This window comes from Phenylobacterium sp. LjRoot225 (genome assembly GCF_964252855.1).
Lineage (GTDB): Bacteria > Pseudomonadota > Alphaproteobacteria > Caulobacterales > Caulobacteraceae > Phenylobacterium.
In genome coordinates, this window is record NZ_CAXUPL020000001.1 from 476630 (window position 1) to 492882 (window position 16253).

Annotated in this window: 20 protein-coding genes and 1 tRNA gene; 17 read left to right on the forward strand and 4 right to left on the reverse strand. The window is 68.8% G+C overall.

Annotated elements, in window-relative coordinates; genetic code table 11:
* The first annotated feature begins 137 nt into the window (after nucleotides 1-137).
* The 4 genes from coaD to ACSQ2B_RS02315 all read left to right on the forward strand — a co-directional run bounded on the left by coaD (nucleotide 138) and on the right by ACSQ2B_RS02315 (nucleotide 2536).
* Nucleotides 138-629, forward strand: a complete 492-nt coding sequence (gene coaD / locus ACSQ2B_RS02300; RefSeq protein ID WP_436049554.1) for a pantetheine-phosphate adenylyltransferase — start codon at nucleotides 138-140, stop codon at nucleotides 627-629.
* Between the two features lie 70 nt (nucleotides 630-699).
* Nucleotides 700-1554, forward strand: coding sequence for a peptidylprolyl isomerase (locus tag ACSQ2B_RS02305; RefSeq protein ID WP_436046984.1), 855 nt, complete (start codon nucleotides 700-702; stop codon nucleotides 1552-1554).
* Entirely contained in the window at nucleotides 1554-2045 is a 492-nt protein-coding gene (locus ACSQ2B_RS02310) for a peptidylprolyl isomerase (protein ID WP_436049556.1), read from the forward strand. The genes ACSQ2B_RS02305 and ACSQ2B_RS02310 overlap by 1 nt, the downstream gene beginning before the upstream one ends.
* 26 nt (nucleotides 2046-2071) lie before the next feature.
* Nucleotides 2072-2536, forward strand: a complete 465-nt coding sequence (locus ACSQ2B_RS02315; RefSeq protein ID WP_436046986.1) for a hypothetical protein — start codon at nucleotides 2072-2074, stop codon at nucleotides 2534-2536.
* Here the strand turns inward: ACSQ2B_RS02315 and ACSQ2B_RS02320 are convergent.
* Entirely contained in the window at nucleotides 2508-3482 is a 975-nt protein-coding gene (locus ACSQ2B_RS02320) for an endonuclease/exonuclease/phosphatase family protein (RefSeq protein WP_436046988.1), read from the reverse strand. The two genes, ACSQ2B_RS02315 and ACSQ2B_RS02320, sit on opposite strands and share 29 nt — an antisense overlap.
* Nucleotides 3483-3547: 65 nt before the next feature.
* On the opposite strand from ACSQ2B_RS02320, the gene queA reads away from it, so the two are divergent.
* The 4 genes from queA to ACSQ2B_RS02340 all read left to right on the forward strand — a co-directional run bounded on the left by queA (nucleotide 3548) and on the right by ACSQ2B_RS02340 (nucleotide 7267).
* Nucleotides 3548-4639, forward strand: a complete 1092-nt coding sequence (gene queA / locus ACSQ2B_RS02325) for a tRNA preQ1(34) S-adenosylmethionine ribosyltransferase-isomerase QueA (RefSeq protein ID WP_436046989.1) — start codon at nucleotides 3548-3550, stop codon at nucleotides 4637-4639.
* The gene (gene tgt, locus ACSQ2B_RS02330; protein ID WP_436046991.1) at nucleotides 4639-5754 is read left to right on the forward strand and encodes a tRNA guanosine(34) transglycosylase Tgt; all 1116 of its coding nucleotides are present in this window, start codon (nucleotides 4639-4641) and stop codon (nucleotides 5752-5754) included. The genes queA and tgt overlap by 1 nt, the downstream gene beginning before the upstream one ends.
* A 523-nt stretch (nucleotides 5755-6277) precedes the next feature.
* Nucleotides 6278-6352, forward strand: a tRNA-Lys gene (locus ACSQ2B_RS02335).
* Between the two features lie 150 nt (nucleotides 6353-6502).
* Nucleotides 6503-7267 (forward strand): tyrosine-protein phosphatase, encoded by a 765-nt coding sequence (locus ACSQ2B_RS02340; protein WP_436046992.1) that lies wholly within the window; start codon nucleotides 6503-6505, stop codon nucleotides 7265-7267.
* 12 nt (nucleotides 7268-7279) lie between these two features.
* Here ACSQ2B_RS02340 and otsA read toward each other — a convergent pair whose 3' ends face one another.
* Together otsA and ACSQ2B_RS02350 are read right to left on the reverse strand one after the other, a co-directional pair.
* Nucleotides 7280-8689 (reverse strand): alpha,alpha-trehalose-phosphate synthase (UDP-forming), encoded by a 1410-nt coding sequence (gene otsA / locus ACSQ2B_RS02345; protein ID WP_436046993.1) that lies wholly within the window; start codon nucleotides 8687-8689, stop codon nucleotides 7280-7282.
* Nucleotides 8690-8729: 40 nt separating this feature from the next.
* On the reverse strand, nucleotides 8730-9017 hold the full coding sequence (locus ACSQ2B_RS02350) for a hypothetical protein (RefSeq protein WP_436046995.1): 288 nt from the start codon (nucleotides 9015-9017) through the stop codon (nucleotides 8730-8732).
* A 502-nt stretch (nucleotides 9018-9519) separates the two neighbouring features.
* Between ACSQ2B_RS02350 and ACSQ2B_RS02355 the strand changes: the two genes are divergently transcribed.
* From ACSQ2B_RS02355 to ACSQ2B_RS02395, 9 genes are all read left to right on the forward strand, one after another.
* Nucleotides 9520-10011 (forward strand): hypothetical protein, encoded by a 492-nt coding sequence (locus ACSQ2B_RS02355; RefSeq protein WP_436046996.1) that lies wholly within the window; start codon nucleotides 9520-9522, stop codon nucleotides 10009-10011.
* Nucleotides 10012-10118: 107 nt separating this feature from the next.
* Nucleotides 10119-10358 carry a hypothetical protein gene (locus ACSQ2B_RS02360; protein ID WP_436046997.1) on the forward strand — a complete coding sequence of 80 codons (240 nt, stop codon included), beginning with the start codon at nucleotides 10119-10121 and terminating at the stop codon, nucleotides 10356-10358.
* Nucleotides 10359-10470: 112 nt separating this feature from the next.
* A complete protein-coding gene (locus tag ACSQ2B_RS02365) occupies nucleotides 10471-11544 on the forward strand; it encodes a cupin domain-containing protein (RefSeq protein WP_436046998.1) in 1074 nt (357 codons plus the stop codon).
* Nucleotides 11545-12399, forward strand: a complete 855-nt coding sequence (locus ACSQ2B_RS02370) for a sucrase ferredoxin (protein ID WP_436046999.1) — start codon at nucleotides 11545-11547, stop codon at nucleotides 12397-12399. It begins immediately after the preceding gene.
* A 73-nt stretch (nucleotides 12400-12472) separates the two neighbouring features.
* Nucleotides 12473-13225, forward strand: a complete 753-nt coding sequence (locus ACSQ2B_RS02375; protein WP_436047000.1) for a glycosyltransferase family 2 protein — start codon at nucleotides 12473-12475, stop codon at nucleotides 13223-13225.
* A gap of 2 nt (nucleotides 13226-13227) precedes the next feature.
* Nucleotides 13228-13845, forward strand: a complete 618-nt coding sequence (locus tag ACSQ2B_RS02380) for a hypothetical protein (RefSeq protein ID WP_436047001.1) — start codon at nucleotides 13228-13230, stop codon at nucleotides 13843-13845.
* Nucleotides 13842-14471 (forward strand): HAD family hydrolase, encoded by a 630-nt coding sequence (locus tag ACSQ2B_RS02385; protein WP_436047002.1) that lies wholly within the window; start codon nucleotides 13842-13844, stop codon nucleotides 14469-14471. The genes ACSQ2B_RS02380 and ACSQ2B_RS02385 overlap by 4 nt, the downstream gene beginning before the upstream one ends.
* Nucleotides 14468-15199: a hypothetical protein gene (locus ACSQ2B_RS02390; protein WP_436047003.1), complete on the forward strand. Its 732-nt coding sequence runs from the start codon at nucleotides 14468-14470 to the stop codon at nucleotides 15197-15199. Before ACSQ2B_RS02385 ends, ACSQ2B_RS02390 begins: the two co-directional genes overlap by 4 nt.
* The gene (locus ACSQ2B_RS02395) at nucleotides 15196-15534 is read left to right on the forward strand and encodes a hypothetical protein (RefSeq protein ID WP_436047004.1); all 339 of its coding nucleotides are present in this window, start codon (nucleotides 15196-15198) and stop codon (nucleotides 15532-15534) included. Before ACSQ2B_RS02390 ends, ACSQ2B_RS02395 begins: the two co-directional genes overlap by 4 nt.
* Here ACSQ2B_RS02395 and ACSQ2B_RS02400 read toward each other — a convergent pair.
* Nucleotides 15531-16118: a TetR/AcrR family transcriptional regulator gene (locus ACSQ2B_RS02400; RefSeq protein WP_436047006.1), complete on the reverse strand. Its 588-nt coding sequence runs from the start codon at nucleotides 16116-16118 to the stop codon at nucleotides 15531-15533. The two genes, ACSQ2B_RS02395 and ACSQ2B_RS02400, sit on opposite strands and share 4 nt — an antisense overlap.
* Between the last annotated feature and the right edge of the window lie 135 nt (nucleotides 16119-16253).

Sequence of the window (16253 nt, forward strand, 5' to 3'; positions counted from 1 at the left end):
TCAGATGATTCCGCCTGAACCGGGAAGGGTCTAGCCTGCGCCCCGCGCATCGCGCGTGCATTGAAAGATTAATCTTGCCAGACCGCTCCGCCCCGGCGAAAGGCGAAGATGGTAGTTGGGCTTAGCGAGGCCGCATGATCCGCGTCGGGCTTTATCCGGGCACCTTCGATCCGATTCACAACGGGCACACCGACATCATCGGGCGCGCCGTCAAGCTGGTGGACCGGCTGGTGCTGGGCGTGGCGGTCAACGCAGGCAAGGGCCCGCTGTTCACGCTCGACGAGCGGGTGGCGATCGTCGAGGAGGCGGTGGCCCCGCTGCGCGGCGCGACCGAGGTCGTCGTCCTGCCCTTCGAGGGGCTGACCATGCATTTCGCCCGCGAGGTCGGCGCCACCGTGATCGTGCGCGGCCTGCGCGCCGTGGCCGACTTCGAGTTCGAGTTCCAGATGACCGCGATGAACCAGCAGCTCGACCGCGACATCGAGACCGTCTTCTTCATGGCCGACCCCCGGCACCAGGCGATCGCCTCGAAACTGGTCAAGGAGATCGCCGAGCTGGGCGGCGACGTCAGCAAGTTCGTCAGCCCCAGCGTCGCCGATCGGCTGCTGATGAAGGTCGGCCGGGCCTGAGTTGAGCCCCTATTTTTTCTGCTGCGCCGGGCTGGTCCGCGGCTGTCTGTCCCGATACTGAGTACGCCCCATGAAATCCGTCCTGCTGGCGAGCACGCTGGCGCTCGCCTTTTTGTCCCTGCCGGTGGCTGCTGCGCCCTCCGCGCCGCCCGTGGCGGCGGCGCCGGGCCCGGCCGACTGGCGCACGCCCGATCCGAACGACGTGCTGGTGATCGACACCAACAAGGGGCGGATTCTGGTCGAGCTCGTTCCCGAGGCGGCGCCGCAGTTCGCCGCCCGCGCGCGCCAGCTGGCGCACGAGCAGTTCTACGACGGCCAGACCTTCTTCCGGGTCATCGAAGACTTCATGGATCAGACCGGCGATCCGCAGAACAACGGCATGGGCGGCTCGACCCAGCCTGACGTGCCGGCCGAGTTCACCTTCCGGCGCGGGGCCGACACGCCCTTCGTCCCGGGCTATGTGCAGAGCGCCGCAGAAGTCGGCTTCATCAAGTCGCTGCCGGTCGTCAGCCAGAGCATGATGCTGGCGCCGATGACCCGCGACGGGAAGGTCCAGGCCTGGCCGCTCTATTGCGCCGGCGTCGCCGGCGCGGCGCGGTCTGGGGAGCCGAACTCGGCCAACAGCCAATTCTTCCTGATGCGGGCGAAATATCCCAAGCTCGAGAAGCAATACACCGCCTTCGGCCGTGTGATCGCCGGCCAGGACGTCGTCCTGGCGATCAAGACGGGCGAACCGGTGGCCGATCCGCAGGACCGGATGGAACGCGTGCGCCTGCTCGCCGATTTGCCGCCTGGGGATCGCCCGAACGTTCGGGTGATCGACCCGGCCGGTCCTTGGTTCAAAGCCGAACTCGCCCGCGTGCGGGCGCAAGAAGGGGCCGCGTTTTCGGCCTGCGACGTGAAAATTCCCTCAGAGGTGAAATGATGGCCCAAGATCCCGAGAACTTCCTGATCCTGACGCTCGAGGGCGGCCCGGTGGTCATCAAGCTGCGTCCCGACGTGGCGCCGAACCACGTGGCCCGCATCAAGGAGCTGGCGCGCGAAGGCTTCTATGACGGCGTGGTCTTCCACCGCGTGATCCCGGGCTTCATGGCCCAGGGCGGCGATCCGACCGGCACCGGCTCGGGCGGCTCGAAGAAGCCGAACCTGAAGGCCGAGTTCAACGACGTGCACCACGGCCGCGGCGTCTGCTCGATGGCCCGGACCAACAACCCGGACACGGCCAACAGCCAGTTCTTCATCTGCTTCGACGACGCCGGCTTCCTCGACCGCCAGTACACGGTGTGGGGCGAGGTGGTCTCCGGCATGGAGCAGATCGACGCCCTGCCGAAGGGCGAGCCGCCGCGCAGCCCGGGCAAGATCGTCAGCATGAAGGTCGCCGCCGACGTCGATAACGCCGCCGAGCTTCTGCCCTAAGGACGGCAGAGTAGGGGCGTTTGGGCATGGCGCCGCGGCTGAAGGCCTTCGTCATGTCCGACGGCCTGACCGACTACGTCGTGGCGACCAGCTCGAAGGCCAAGGCGCTCGCCGCCTGGGGGGTCCGTCAGGACCTCTTCAAGGAAGGCCTGGCGCATGAGACCGAAGACCCCGAGCTGAAGGCGGCCGCGGCCGCCCAGCCGGGCGAGGTCCTGCGCCGGCCGGCCGGCTCCCGCGACGAGCTCGCCAAACTGGCTCTCGCCAAACCGCCGCCCAAGCCCCAGGGTCCGTCCAAGGCGGCGCTGAAGAAGGTCGCCGACCTCGAGGCGCGTCTGGCGGCGCTCGACGCCGCCCACGATCAGGCGCGCGCCTCGCTCGCGCGCGAACGGGCCGAGCTCGACCGGCGGGCGCAAGCCCAGGACGCCGACCACGCCAGCCGGCGGGCGAAGCTGGAGGCGGCGCTCAGCGCGGCGCGACAGGCGCTAGGGTAAGCACGATCGGATAGTGGTCCGAGCTCAGCCGCGGACCGCGACGCACGCTGACCGTGGCCCAGCCGGGCCCGGCGTAGACGTGGTCGATGGGCAGGAAGGGCAGGCCCAGCCAGCGCAGCCGCCCGTAGTTCCGGGCCGGCCATGAGGCGATCGCCCGGTCGCGGCGGGTGAGGCCGAAGGCCGCGTCCCACCGCCGCCGCTGGAAGGACCAGGGCGTCGAGTTGAAATCGCCGGTGACGATCAGACGCTCGCGTGGGCGGCTGGCGATCAGGGCCGCCAGGCGCCGCTCCTGAAAGGGCTGGTCGGCGTCGGTCGGCCAGGCGTTGTGGACGCCGATGACTTCGAAGACTCCGTGCCGGTCGCGGAAAACCGCGCGGGTCAGCGGCGTCGGCGGCGCGTTGGGGGCGCGGCGGCCCTTTTCCACATGCAGCGCCGGCCGACGCGACAGCATCATCACCTCGCAGCGCGCGCAGGCGACCGACCAGCCCCGGGAGCGCGCGGCGGCGGCCTGTGCGAAGCGCCACGAATTCTCCTCGATCACCACGATGTCGGGCCGCTCGGCGTCGAGCCAGTCCAGGACCGCCTTGGGGTCGGGGTTCTCATGCCAGACGTTGAACTGGACGATCTTCAGCGTGTCGCGCGCGTCCGCGGCGGCGTGAGGGCCGGTCGGGCGCAGGAACTCCGGAACGATCAGGGTTGCGGCGGCCGCGAACCCGACCAGGCTCACAGCCGCCAGGCTCCAGCGCAGCCCGCGGCGAAAGACCGTCGAGGCGACGAGGCAGAGGGCGGATCCGGCGAGCCAGATCGGAGCGAACTGGGCGGCGACGTCCCACTGGAGGCTCACTCGGCCCCATTGCGCGGCGATCCCCGCCAGCGCGCAAAGCGCCGCCATGAGGAAGACCGGCGACCACAGAAGAAGGTTCAGGGCGAGTCGCAGCGCACGCATCCGTGCGGCTCTAGCACGCCCGGCGCTTGACGCGCCCGGCGTCGCGTGGCCTCAGGCGCGGGTTCATGAAACTTGCCGATTTCGATTTCGACCTGCCTGACGACCACATCGCCCTTCGCCCGGCGAGCCCGCGGGACTCCGCGCGCCTGCTGCTCGTCGAGCCCGGCCGCCCCCTGCAGGACCTCGCCGTGCGCGACCTGCCGGGTCTGCTGCGCGCAGGCGACGTGCTGGTGCTCAACGACACCCGGGTGATCCCCGCGCGTCTGAAGGGGGTGCGTCATCGCGACGAGAGCCGGGTGCGGGTCGAGGCGACCCTGCACCGGCGGACCGCGCCCCACGTCTGGACCGCCTTCATGCGCCCGGGAAAGAAGCTCGCGGTCGGCGACCGCATCGTCTTCGGCGAGCAGGCGCATGAGGCGGGTGACCGCGCCTGCCTGCTGGGCGCGCTCGACGCCACGGTGAAGGAAAAGGGCGAGGGCGGGGAGGTGACCTTGGCCTTCGACCTCTCCGGACCGGACCTCGACGCCTCCATCGCCGAGCGGGGCGCCATGCCGCTGCCGCCCTATATCGCCGCCAAGCGGGGCGAGGACGCCCAGGACCGCGCCGACTACCAGACCGTCTACGCCGACGAGGACGGATCGGTGGCCGCGCCCACGGCCGGGCTGCACTTCACGCCCGAGCTGTTCCAGCGGTTGGCCGACGCCGGCGTCGCGACGGCCTTCGTCACCCTGCATGTGGGCGCGGGCACCTTCCTGCCGGTGAAGACCGAGGACCTCTCCGAGCATCGCATGCACGCCGAATGGGGCGAGGTCGACGCGGCCACGGCGGAGCGCCTCAACGCCGTGCGCGCCGCGGGCGGTCGGATCGTCTGCGTCGGCACCACCTCGCTGCGGCTGCTGGAGTCGGCGACTGCCGAGGACGGCGTGATCCGGCCCTTCCACGGCGAGACCGCCATCTTCATCACCCCGGGCTATCGCTTTCGCGCGGCGGACGGGCTGATGACCAACTTCCACCTGCCGAAGTCGACTCTCTTCGTGCTCGTCTCGGCTTTCGCGGGACTGGCGACCATGCGCGCGGCCTACGCCCACGCGATCGAGACCGGCTACCGCTTCTATTCCTACGGCGACGCCAGCCTGCTCTGGCGGGCGGAGACCTGATGACCGGCTTTCCCTTCACCATCGCCGCCACCGACGGCAAGGCCCGCACCGGGGTGCTGGCCACCCCGCGCGGCGAGATCCGCACGCCGGCCTTCATGCCGGTGGGCACGGCGGCGACCGTCAAGGCGCTGACCGTCGACCAAGTGGCCGCGACCGGCGCCGACATCATCCTCGGCAACACCTACCACCTGATGCTGCGGCCGACCGCCGAGCGGATGAAGCGGCTGGGCGGCCTGCACCGGTTCATGCGCTGGGAAAAGCCGATCCTGACGGACTCCGGCGGCTTCCAGGTGATGTCGCTGTCGAACATCGCCAAGGTCACCGAGGAGTCCGTCACCTTCCAGAGCCACATCGACGGCTCGCGCCACGTGCTGTCGCCGGAGCGGTCGATGGAGATCCAGGCCGACCTGCTGGGGTCCGACATCGTCATGCAGCTGGACGAACTGGTGGCCCTGCCCGCGGAAGAGGGACGCGCGGCCGAGGCGATGCGCCGATCGGCCCGCTGGGGTGCGCGCTGCAAGGCCTATTTCGGCGACCGCGACGCCCAGAACCTGTTCGGCATCCAGCAGGGCGGCCTGTCCGAGGCGTTCCGGCGCGAATCCGCTGAGCGGCTGATGGAGATCGGCTTCGACGGCTATGCGCTGGGCGGGCTGGCGGTGGGCGAGGGGCATGAGGCGATGTGCGAGGTGCTCGACTTCGCGCCCGGCATGCTGCCGGCGGACCGGCCGCGCTACCTGATGGGGGTCGGCAAGCCGATCGACATCGTCGAGGCCGTCTATCGCGGGGTCGACATGTTCGACTGCGTCCTGCCCACCCGGTCCGGCCGCCACGGCCAGGCCTGGACCTGGGAAGGCCCGGTCAATCTGAAGAACGCGCGATTTGCTGAGGACGATGCGCCCCTCGACCCCGCGAGCGACGTCCCGGCCAGCCGCGACTATTCCAAGGCCTATCTGCACCACCTGGTGCGCGCCGAGGAGATCCTCGGCCAGGTGCTGCTGTCCTGGCACAACCTGGCCTTCTTCCAGCGGCTGATGGCGCAGATGCGCTCGGCGATCGCCGAGGGCCGCCTGGACGCCTTCCGGGCTGACTTCCGGGCGCGTCAGCGGGTCGCCTAGATCCTGCCGGACGGGCCCGATGTGCGGCCAACGTGCTTAATTGTTGTTGAGTATACGGTGGACGGGAACGTGTATAACAATATCATAATCAGTAATTAATATATATAGAACGCTGGTATCGTATCCTGCTCTCGGTCAACTATGGAGGCCGACGAGATGAGCATAAGTTCAGTCAGTTCAATTCCGCTGCCGGCTACGCAGGCGCCGCCGCCGATTCCCCCGCCAAAGCCGACGGCCGGCGTTTCGGATGGCGCCAAAGACACCGACTCTAGCGCCCCGGTGAAGGCGGCCACGCCGTCCGACGTCGGCAAACACGTGGACATCAGCGTCTGATCGCCTGATGCGGCGCCGGCCCAGCCGGCGCCGCGTTCGCGCCCGAGCCGGGCTGCGCCCAAGGTTAGGCCGCGGAATGACCCCCGATCGCAAGTTGGGCTGTGGAGTTATGGCCCCGCCGCCCTTGCGCCGGCGAGGCTCGGCGCCTAAGGTCCGCGCCGCTTCGTCCTGGGCTTCGCGCCGACGATGCGGGCCGGTAGCTCAGTGGTAGAGCATTCGACTTTTAATCGAATGGTCGTGAGTTCGAACCTCACCCGGCCTACCAATTTTTCGACCGCGCGGCCCCAAGCCGCTCTCGAGCGCTAGCCGGCGGACGCCTTGCGTCAAGTCGAGCATCGCCCGCCGACGGTCGCGGCCTATTCCAGGCCGGGCCAAAGCCCGGCAAACTGGAGCCCACATAACAAGAGGTGACGCGGTGGAGACGGTCGGGACAGTGGAGCGGGTGATTCTTCTCGAGGGCGGGCGGAACTTCCGCGATCTCGGCGGCTACGTCGCGCGGGACGGCCGTCGGTTGAAGTGGGGCCGGCTCTATCGCTCGGGGAGCATGGCGGCGCTGACCGAGGCGGCCTACGTCCAGCTGGCCGAGCTCGGGGTGCGGGTGATCTGCGACCTGCGCACCACCTCGGAGCGCGAGACCAGTCCCGTGGACTGGCGCAAGGTCCCCAACCTCAGCTACTGGGCGCGCGACTACGACCTGAGCTTCGGCGACCTCCGCGCCGTCATCGCCTCGGACCTGCCCACCGCCGAACAGGCCAGCGCCGCCATGGTCACCGCCTACCGCGAGCTGCCGTTCGAACAGGCCCCGGCCTATGGAGAGCTGTTCCGCCGGCTCGCCGACGGCGAGGCGCCGCTGGTGTTCAACTGTTCGGCGGGCAAGGACCGCACCGGCGTGGCCGCCGCCCTGATCCTCCAAGCGCTGGGCGTACCGGAGGAGACGATCGTCGAGGACTATCTGCTCTCCAATCTCGCCTATGATCGCGCGGCCTCGGCCACCGCCGCCGCGCTCGCCCATATCGACCCGGAGGTGACCGCGGCGATCCTGGGGGTGGACGACCGCTATATCCGCGCCGCGCTCGCCGCCATCGACGACGCCCATGGCTCCGTGGAGCGCTATCTGCAGGACCAACTGGGCCTGACCGGCGACGCCCTGGGCCGCCTCGAGGCGCACCTGCTGGAATAGGCCGCCGACGGTTCAGCAGACGGCGGCTTCTTCGAGCTGGGCGGGCTCCGGCAGGCTCACCAGGGCCTGCACATAGCGATCGCGCCAGGCGGTCACGTCGTTCTTGCGGACGCCGTCCATCAGCCGCTCCCACCGGCGGATGCGCTCGGACCTCGGCATGGTCAGGGCCCGGTGAATGGCGTCGGACATGTCCTCGCGGCTGAACGGGTTGACGATCAGGGCATCCCCCATCTGCTCCGCCGCCCCGGCGAACTGCGACAGGACCAGGGCGCCGGGGTTGGCGGGATCCTGGGCGGCCACATATTCCTTCGCGACCAGGTTCATCCCGTCGCGAAGCGGGGTGACCAGGCCCACGGCGGCGGCGCGGTACATTCCGGCCAGCTCGTCGCGGCGGTAGGTCCGGTTCACGTAGCGAATCGGCACCCAGTCGGCGGTGGCGTAGGCGCCGTTGATGCGGCCGCTGACCGCGTCCAGGCGGGCGCGGATGTCCTGATAGGCCGAGACCTCGTCCCGGCTGGGCGTCGCGACCTGCATCAGCGAGACGTGCTCCAGCGCCTCGGAGTGGTTGGCCAGGAACTCCTCGTAGGCCAGGAACCGCTCCTCGAGGCCCTTCGAATAGTCGAGGCGATCCACGCCGATGATCAGCTGGCGGCCGGCGAGGCTCGCCTCCATCCGGCCGCGCCAGGTCCGGGCGGGCTCGCTGTCCGCGCCGGCCGTGAAGGCCTCCGCGTCCAGGCCGATCGGAAAGGCGCCCACCTGCAGCTGGCGGCCGTACGCCGTCGCCTGGCCCGTATCCGTCATCTTGCCGCCGATCTCGTCGGTGACGTACTCCCGGAAGGCCGAGAGCGAGTCCTCGGACTGGAAGCCGACGAGGTCGTAGTCGAACAGGGCGCGCACCAGGTCGCTGTGGTTGGGCAGGGTGGTGAACAGGCGCTGCGCCGGCCAGGGAATGTGCAGGAAGAAGCCGATCCGGTTGCGCACGCCGCGTTGGCGCAGCTCCTGGGCCAGCGGGATCAGGTGATAGTCATGCACCCAGATCAGGTCGTCCGGCTCCAGCAGCGGGGTGACCGTGTCGGCGAAGCGGGCGTTCACCCGCGCATAGCCCTTGTCGAACGAGCGCTCATAGGCCGACAGGTCGATCCGGTAGTGGAACAGCGGCCAAAGCGTCCGGTTGGCGTAGCCGTTGTAGTATTCCTGGCGATCCTGCTCTTCGAGATCGACCGTGGCGACGGTCACCCCGGCGCTGCGCTGCAGGGACAGCTGGCCGGTGAACTCGGTGGTGGTTCGGCCGCTCCAGCCGAACCAGATGCCGCTGTATTCGCGAAGCGCGGCCGAAAGGGCCATCGCCAGGCCGCCGACGCTGGCGTCGTTCTCGTCTGTGGGCGCGTTCACCCGGTTTGAGATGACGATCAGGCGCGGCATCGCGAGCCTCCCCACTGGCGGCCGATGTCGCAGCCGTTGCTCATGCCGGCGCCTCGAGCAGGACGCAGGGGATGCCCCATGTCTCCTCCAGCTGGCGGACCAGGGCCTGGCTGCTGTCGTCCTCGGCCTGCTCGACGATCGCCAGGTCTGCTCCGGCCTGGGAGGCCAGCGTCAGCGCCTGTTCTGAAGTATAGACCGGGCCGAGCACGCTAAGGTGCCGATTTTCAAGCGTTTCAATGAGTTCATGGCGATATGGCTCTGAATGGAACGCCACAAGAATTGTAGCGAACCTAGGTAGATGTTCGAGGGCGTTTTCGATCATTTCCATGGGCCGAGGACATACGCCGCCCTTCTCCGCGATCAAATGCCTCGGCCGTTAAACTTAATGTGAGACTGGTCTTCTGGGGGGCGTCGAGAGTGATCGAATATTGTGCAGCGCGCTGTTCGTCAGCCGGTTCCACGGCGCAGTCCAGGGCGGCGGCGAGGAGGGAGCCTATAGGTGACGCCGCAGCGGCGGCGCGAAAAAGGCGCCCGGCCAGGGGTTGCGCGACGATCCGGGCCATGGCGGGCGCCGTCGCACCCCGTGAGCCTCTGTGCGGCGGCCCGCCGCTGCGCGTGACGACGGAGGACTTGTACAAGATCCTGTGAGCTTTCCAGCATGCAGGGGCTGCTGAACCCACAGGCGCCCGTCAGATTCGGTCCGACGCAAAAATCTGCTGTCGGCCCGTCATCATCGCGTCGGCTCAGCACGCGTCGCGCGCCGATAAAGTGCTATTGCGAATTAGTCGCAACTATGGAACCTTCCAATCTGGGTTTCACGGAGGCGGATAATGCAGCTGCATTCGGCGACGGATCTGGACGGCTCGGTGGAACTCGACGATCTCGATCGCGCGGTTCTATGGGCGATGCGATCGGTGGCGGTGGGGAGGGCCGATTGTCCCTCCTTGCGACGCACCTTCTACGACCTCTACGGGCCCGCCGCGGACCAGATCCTCTGCGGCCTTCTGGTGATGGTCAGGCTGCTGGGCGTGCGCTCGGCGGAGGGATTTCGGCTGCACATGCCGGGCTGCAGCGCGGTCAGCCGCGACGAGGTGCTGATCCTGGCGGCTCTGGCTGCAGTGCAGGACGAAGGCCTGAGCGATGCGCGCGCCGCGGCCGACGCGGGCCTCGTGCGATTGGTCGGCGGCCCGCTGGACGCCAGTCTCAGTTCGGCCCTCCGCTACGTCGCCGAGCTGTTGTCCGACCGCGGCCGGCGGCTTTCCAGGCCGGACCTCGCCCCTTGCACGGGCGCCGACGTCGCCCGTCGTCGCACCATCCACTGAACCTCTACATTCGCCCGGCGATGCGGGATCAAACTGCGCCGCACGGAGTTCTGGCTGACGGGGGCGCGACGCCTGCGCGGCCGCCCCCTCGGCCAAGAGGACGGGTGATGAATCAAGACGTACAATCGGACAGCTCGCTCATTCGCGCGATCGACGAGCCGGTGGACCCTACGCTCCGGATGCAGGGCAAGGATCCAGATGGCGATGGCACGGACGAGAACGACGGTGACGGAACGGACGGCGCGGACACGGACGGAACCGACGGAAGCGACACCGACGGGACCGATGGAACGGACACCGACGGAACCGACGGCGCCGACGCCGACGGAACCGACGGCGACAGCTGAGTCCGCCACGCCGTTTCGCAGCCTCGCCGCCCTGGTCGGGACGGCGGAGGTTGCAGTCTTTCTCCAACAGACGCTCGGCAGGGCGGCGCATCGGACCCGCCTTGCGCCCGGCGTGGCGCAGGGCCTGTTCGGCTGGCCGCAGCTGAACGCCGCCCTGGCCGAGCAGAGGTTGACGCCGCCCCGGCTGCGCCTGGAGCGGGCCGGCGGCGACGTGACCCAGGGCGTCTTCAAGGCCCGCCGGACCCGGCGCGGCGCGGCCATGCAGGATCTCGATCCGTCCGTCCTGATGGACCGTCTGCGCGAGGGGGCGACCCTGATCGTCGATGCGGTGAACGAGATCAGTCCGCCCCTGCAGCAGCTCTGCTCGGGCCTGTCGGCGGAGTTCACCGCCTCCAGCCAGGCCAATCTCTACGCCTGCTGGGGGACGACCCAGGGGTTCGACGTCCACTGGGACGACCACGACGTCTTCGTGGTCCAGATCGAGGGATGCAAGGAGTGGGCGCTCTACGGCGCCACCGAGGCTGCGCCGACCCGGCGCGGACCGGCGCCGCAGGCCAGTCCGCCGACCTATGAGCCGGAGCGGATCGTGCTGGAGCCCGGCGACGTGCTCTACCTGCCGCGCGGCTACTGGCACGCCGCGGTGGGGCTGGGCGGACCGACCCTGCACCTGACGATCGGCCTGACCCGCAAGACCGGCTCCGACCTGCTGCACTGGCTGGCCGACGACCTGCTGGCCGAGACGCTGGGCCGCGCCGACCTGCCGTTCGAGGCCGGGGCGGCGGCGGTCGGCGCCCGGATCGCCGAGATCCTGGCCGGGCTCGCCGCGCGCGATCCCGAGGCGCTCGCCCGCAGCTATCGCCGCCACGTCGAAGCCATGCTGCCGCAGCGGCCCGGCCTGGCCTTCCCCTATATCGGCGACGAGACCCTGCTGGCGCCGACGGCGAGGATCTCCCTGGCCCAGGGGCCGGCGCGCCTCGAGCGCAACGGCGAGGACCTGGTGCTGAGCTGGCGCGGCGTCGAGTTCACCCTGGCGCCGGTGCTGGAAAGCCCGCTGCGACGCCTGCTCGCCGGAGAGACCCTAAGCGCCGCGGTCTTTGCCGATGCCGCGTCGGAGGCCGACGTGCAGGCCTTCTTGCGCGACATGGTCCGGCGCGGCGCCTTCGTGGCGCGCGAAGAGGAGGACTAGGTGGAGTTCTGTTCGCGTGTCTCGCTCGCCGCCCATGAGGCCTTCGCCGGAACCGGCGTGCGGGGCGAGACCTACGTCTTCCTGCCGGTCCCCAAAAAAGTCTGGCACGATGCGGAGATGAACGCCCACTGGGCGTCGCGCGAGGAGCTGCTGGCGATCCGCGCGGCGCGCGGGGCCGGGGTGGTGGCGCGGCTCTACAATCCCCCCGACGACGATGCGCCGGTGCTGGTTCACATGCGCGGCGACCACCCCGCCGAGGGCCTGGCGACGCTCCTGGCGATGTTCGGCCGGCGCTGGCGGATCGACGCGACGGGCGCGCCCCGACTGGCGATCTGCACCCACGGGACACGCGACCGCTGCTGCGCCAAGTTCGGCTTTGCGGCCTTCCAGGCGGCGCGGCGGCTGTTCGAGAGCGGAGAGTCCGTCTTCGCGCCGATCGAGTCCTCGCACCTCGGCGGCGACCGGTTCGCCGCGACCGGCATCTTCTTTCCCTCCGGCAGCATGTACGCCCACCTGGACGAGGCGGGACTGGGCGCGCTGTGCGTGGCCGAGGCGGAGGGCCGGCTCGACCCGGCGCGCTATCGCGGCGGCGTTTTCGATCCCCAGCTCACGCAGCTGGTTCGCGCCGGCCTGGCGCGTCAGGGCCTGGTCAACGACTCGGTCGCGCCGATCGCCGTCACCCAACAGAGCCCGTCGGAGATCGAGGCCAGCGTCGCAGGGCGCCACTACCGCGTCACCCTGAAGTCCGCCGAGGTGGAGTTCTACGGCAGCTGTTCGGCCCTCTCCGCCGCCAAGCCGTCGCGGGGGCGACGCATGGTTTTCGAGCGGGCTGAGCGGATGGAGACGCCGGCCTAGCTGCGACGCTTCGGCGCGGCGGGGCGCGACTCGGGCGAAGGCGTTACAATCCCGGGCGAATCGGGACCGCCTCATGCCCCAGAAGCCTCTCACCATCGTCGTTCCCATGGCCGGCCGCGGCAGCCGTTTCGCCGACGCCGGCTTCAAGGATCCCAAGCCGCTGATCCCGGTGAAGGGCGTGCCGATGATCAAGCTGGTCATCGACAACCTGCGGCCCAGCCGGCCGCACCGCTTCGTCTTCATCTGCCAGCGTGAGCATGTCGCCGCCTACGACCTGGAGCGGTTGCTGGGCCTTTGGGCTCCGGGTTCAGCCATCGTCCAGCTCGACGGGGTGACGGAGGGCGCCGCCTGCAGCGTGCTGACGGCCGAGGCCTGGCTTGACGACAGCCCGTTGATGATCGCCAACAGCGACCAGTACCTGGACATCGCCATCGACGACTATCTGGACGCCATGGAGGGCTGCGACGGCCTGATCATGACCATGACGGCCAGCGATCCGAAGTGGTCCTTCGTCGCCGTGGACGACCAGGGCTTCGTCACAGAGGTGGCCGAGAAGGTTCCGATTTCCGACGAGGCGACCGTCGGGGTCTATAATTTCGCCCGCGGCCGGGACTTCGCCGAGGCGGCGCGGGAGATGATCGCCAAGGACCTCAGGGTCAACGGCGAGTTCTATGTCGCGCCCGTCTACAACATGCTGATCGAGCAGGGCGCGAAGATCGCCATCCACAATATCGGCGCCGAGGCCGACGGCATGTACGGCCTGGGCGTGCCCTCCGACCTGGCCTTGTTCCTGAGCCTGCCGATCGCCGAGCGCGTGGCGGCCTAGGCGTGCAGATCATCAGCCACCGCGGCTATTGGAAAGAGCCTGCGGAGAAGAACAGCCGCGCGGCCTTCGCCCGCACGATCGAGGCGGGCTTCGGGACCGAGACCGACGTGCGCGACCTCGCCGGCAAGCTGGTGGTCTCCCACGATCCGCCGATCGGCGGCGAGATGGCCTGGTCCGAGCTGTTGGCCCTGTTCGACGGCTCGGGCCTGCCGTTGGCGGTCAATGTGAAGTCCGACGGGCTCGCGCCGCAGCTGCTGCAAGCCTTCGCCGAGAGCGCCACGCCCTGGTTCGCTTTCGACATGTCGGGGCCGCAGACGGTGGTCTTCGCCCGGCAGGGCCTGCCCTTCTACACCCGGCACAGCGATGTGGAGCCGCAACCGATCCTCTATTCCGCGGCCGCCGGCGTCTGGCTGGATTCCTTTACCGACGATCAATGGATTCGGCCTGATCTGGTCCGCAGGCACCTGGATGCGGGCAAGTCTGTCTGCGTCGTTTCCTCCGAGCTTCACGGGCGCGAGCCCCGGCCGCTCTGGGACAGGTTGGCCGAACTGAAGGGGGAGGCTCGGGTGACGCTCTGCACCGATTGGCCCGAGACCGCGAAGGCGGCGCTGGACCTATGATCAAGGCGGTGGTTTTCGACATGGACGGCGTCCTGATCGACGCCAAGGAATGGCACTACGAGGCGCTGAACAAGGCGCTCGGCCTGTTCGGCCTGGAGATCAGCCGCGCTGATCACCTCACCACCTTCGACGGCCTGCCGACGAAGAAGAAGCTGGAGATCCTCTCGACCACCGAGGACCTGCCGCGCGAGCTGCATTCCTTCCTGAATACGCTCAAGCAGAGCTACACGATGGAGATGGTCAACACCCGCTGCAAACCGAGCTTCATCCACCAGTTTGCGCTTTCCAGCCTCAAGGCGCGGGGGCTGAAGCTGGCGGTGGCGTCGAACTCCGTGCGCAACACGGTCGAGGCGATGATGCAGCGGGCGCACCTGGCCAAATATCTCGACCTGATGCTGTCGAACGAGGACGTCGAGCGGCCGAAGCCGGCGCCGGACATCTACATCGCCACCATGCTGAAGCTGGGCGTCTCGCCGCACGAGACCCTGATCGTCGAGGACAACGAGCACGGCCTGCAGGCCGCGCGCGCCTCGGGCGCCCATGTGCTGGTGGTGCGCGACGTGAACGACGTGAACCTCGCCAACATCGACCGCCGGATCGAGACGGCGCTGCGGGAGGCGGCATGAACGTCCTGATCCTCGCCGCCGGCGAGCCGGTGGATCCCAACGCCGCCGATCCCTATCCGATCTGGTTGTCGGAGATGGAGGACGGCCTGGTGCTGGAGCGCCAGGTCAAGGCGCTGTCCTTCGACAAGAAGGCGCGCTTCGTCTTCTGCTTCCGCCGCAGCGACGTCGAGCGCTACCACCTGAAGGACATCGTGGGCCTGATGGCCGCCGACTGCGCGGTGACCGAGATCCGCCGCGACACCCGTGGTGCGGCCTGCACCGCCATGCTGGCCGTGGGCCAGATGGACCTGGAGGCGGAGCTGATCGTCGCCAGCGCCACCGACCATATCGAGGTCGACTACGCCGCCGTCATCAAGCGCTTCCGGGCCAAGGGCGCCGACGCCGGCGTCATGACCTTCGAGAGCCTGCATCCGCGCTATTCCTACGTCCGCACGGACCAGGACGGCTGGGTCACCGAGGCCGCCGAGAAGCGGCCGATCAGCCGCACGGCCAACGCCGGCTTCTTCTGGTTCAAGCGGGCCGGGGATTTCTTCGACGCCCTGCAGCAGATGATCCTGAAGGACGCCCAGGTGCAGGACCGCTTCTTCATCAGCCCGGCGCTGAACGAGTTCATCCTCGAACAGAAGAAGATCGCCACCTTCCCGCTGGCCGCCAACCAGTACCATCCGCTGAAGGCGACAGCCCAGGTCGAGGCCTACGAACAGGCGCTGGAAGCCCGCCGCGCATGAAGCACGATCGTCTGGAGGGGATGGTCAAGGGCTGGTTCGTCGGCGACTTCGCGCCGGTCGCGATCCGCAGCGAGCACTGCGAAGTCGCCATCAAACACTACGCCGCCGGAGACCACGAGGCCGCCCACTACCACGCCGTCGCCACCGAACTCACCGCCATCGTCTCCGGCCGGGTGCGGATGCTGGGCCAGGAATGGGGGGCGGGGGACGTCCTGACCATCGAACCCGGGGAGGCGACCGACTTCACTGCGCTCACCGACGTGGTGACGGTGGTGGTGAAACTGCCCTCGGCGAAGGACGACAAGTTCGTGATCGAGCCGCCCGCGGACCCCTAGCCTGCGGTCTTGGCCGCGATCGGCCGGCATTTCAGCAGTTCGTCGCGGGTGGCGTTGAGGATCTCGGCCGCCAGGTCCTTGTCCTGGCCGACCTGGGCCGCCAGCGAGGTCGCGCCGACCAGGGCGGCGAAGCTGAGGATGGCGTGGGAGCGGCTGCCGCCGGACTCGACGGTCAACATGTCGATCATCCCCTTGAGGCGGGCGATATAGGTGGTCTGCAGCGTGTCCTGGCGGCGCGCCACATCGGCGCCGAGGATGGCGGCGGGGCAGGCGGGGTTGTTCGCCGAGACCAGGTCGCCCGCCAGATAGGTCTCCATGAAGGTCATCCACAGCCGGTCGTCGGCCAGGGCGCGCGCGAGGTCTTCCCACTGGTGCGCGGCCTCATCCAGGGCGGCGATGCAGGCCTCGGAGATCAGCACCTCCTTGCTGGGAAAGTAGCCATAGAAGCCGCCGTGCGTCAGGCCGCACTCGCGCATGATCTCGTCGACCCCCACGCGGTCGACGCCCTTCTCCAGGAAAAGCCGCGCCGCGGTGTCGACGATGCGTCGGCGGGTTTCCTCCTTGCGGCTGAGTAGCGGGTTCAACGGCGTTTCCTCTCGCTTTGTCCAACTCTTAGCAGTTTCACTTTCGGCTCCAATCGAAGAGTGGACGTTGCGGTGCAGCAACTTTTTTGCGCCCCAAAGCCGTCACCCCTTGAACGCCAGCTTCACAACGCCACA

Bases quoted from the DNA above. Each gene is read 5' to 3' on its own strand.
- ACSQ2B_RS02375 (WP_436047000.1), top strand. From the start codon at position 12,473: ATGCCCCAGAAGCCTCTCACCATCGTCGTTCCCATGGCCGGCCGCGGC.
- ACSQ2B_RS02385 (WP_436047002.1), top strand. From the start codon at position 13,842: ATGATCAAGGCGGTGGTTTTCGACATGGACGGCGTCCTGATCGACGCC.
- ACSQ2B_RS02395 (WP_436047004.1), top strand. From the start codon at position 15,196: ATGAAGCACGATCGTCTGGAGGGGATGGTCAAGGGCTGGTTCGTCGGC.
- ACSQ2B_RS02360 (WP_436046997.1), top strand. From the start codon at position 10,119: ATGAATCAAGACGTACAATCGGACAGCTCGCTCATTCGCGCGATCGAC.
- tgt (WP_436046991.1), top strand. From the start codon at position 4,639: ATGACCGGCTTTCCCTTCACCATCGCCGCCACCGACGGCAAGGCCCGC.
- queA (WP_436046989.1), top strand. From the start codon at position 3,548: ATGAAACTTGCCGATTTCGATTTCGACCTGCCTGACGACCACATCGCC.
- ACSQ2B_RS02355 (WP_436046996.1), top strand. From the start codon at position 9,520: ATGCAGCTGCATTCGGCGACGGATCTGGACGGCTCGGTGGAACTCGAC.
- ACSQ2B_RS02305 (WP_436046984.1), top strand. From the start codon at position 700: ATGAAATCCGTCCTGCTGGCGAGCACGCTGGCGCTCGCCTTTTTGTCC.
- ACSQ2B_RS02315 (WP_436046986.1), top strand. From the start codon at position 2,072: ATGGCGCCGCGGCTGAAGGCCTTCGTCATGTCCGACGGCCTGACCGAC.
- ACSQ2B_RS02350 (WP_436046995.1), bottom strand. From the start codon at position 9,017: ATGGAAATGATCGAAAACGCCCTCGAACATCTACCTAGGTTCGCTACA.
- otsA (WP_436046993.1), bottom strand. From the start codon at position 8,689: ATGCCGCGCCTGATCGTCATCTCAAACCGGGTGAACGCGCCCACAGAC.
- ACSQ2B_RS02390 (WP_436047003.1), top strand. From the start codon at position 14,468: ATGAACGTCCTGATCCTCGCCGCCGGCGAGCCGGTGGATCCCAACGCC.
- ACSQ2B_RS02320 (WP_436046988.1), bottom strand. From the start codon at position 3,482: ATGCGTGCGCTGCGACTCGCCCTGAACCTTCTTCTGTGGTCGCCGGTC.
- ACSQ2B_RS02310 (WP_436049556.1), top strand. From the start codon at position 1,554: ATGGCCCAAGATCCCGAGAACTTCCTGATCCTGACGCTCGAGGGCGGC.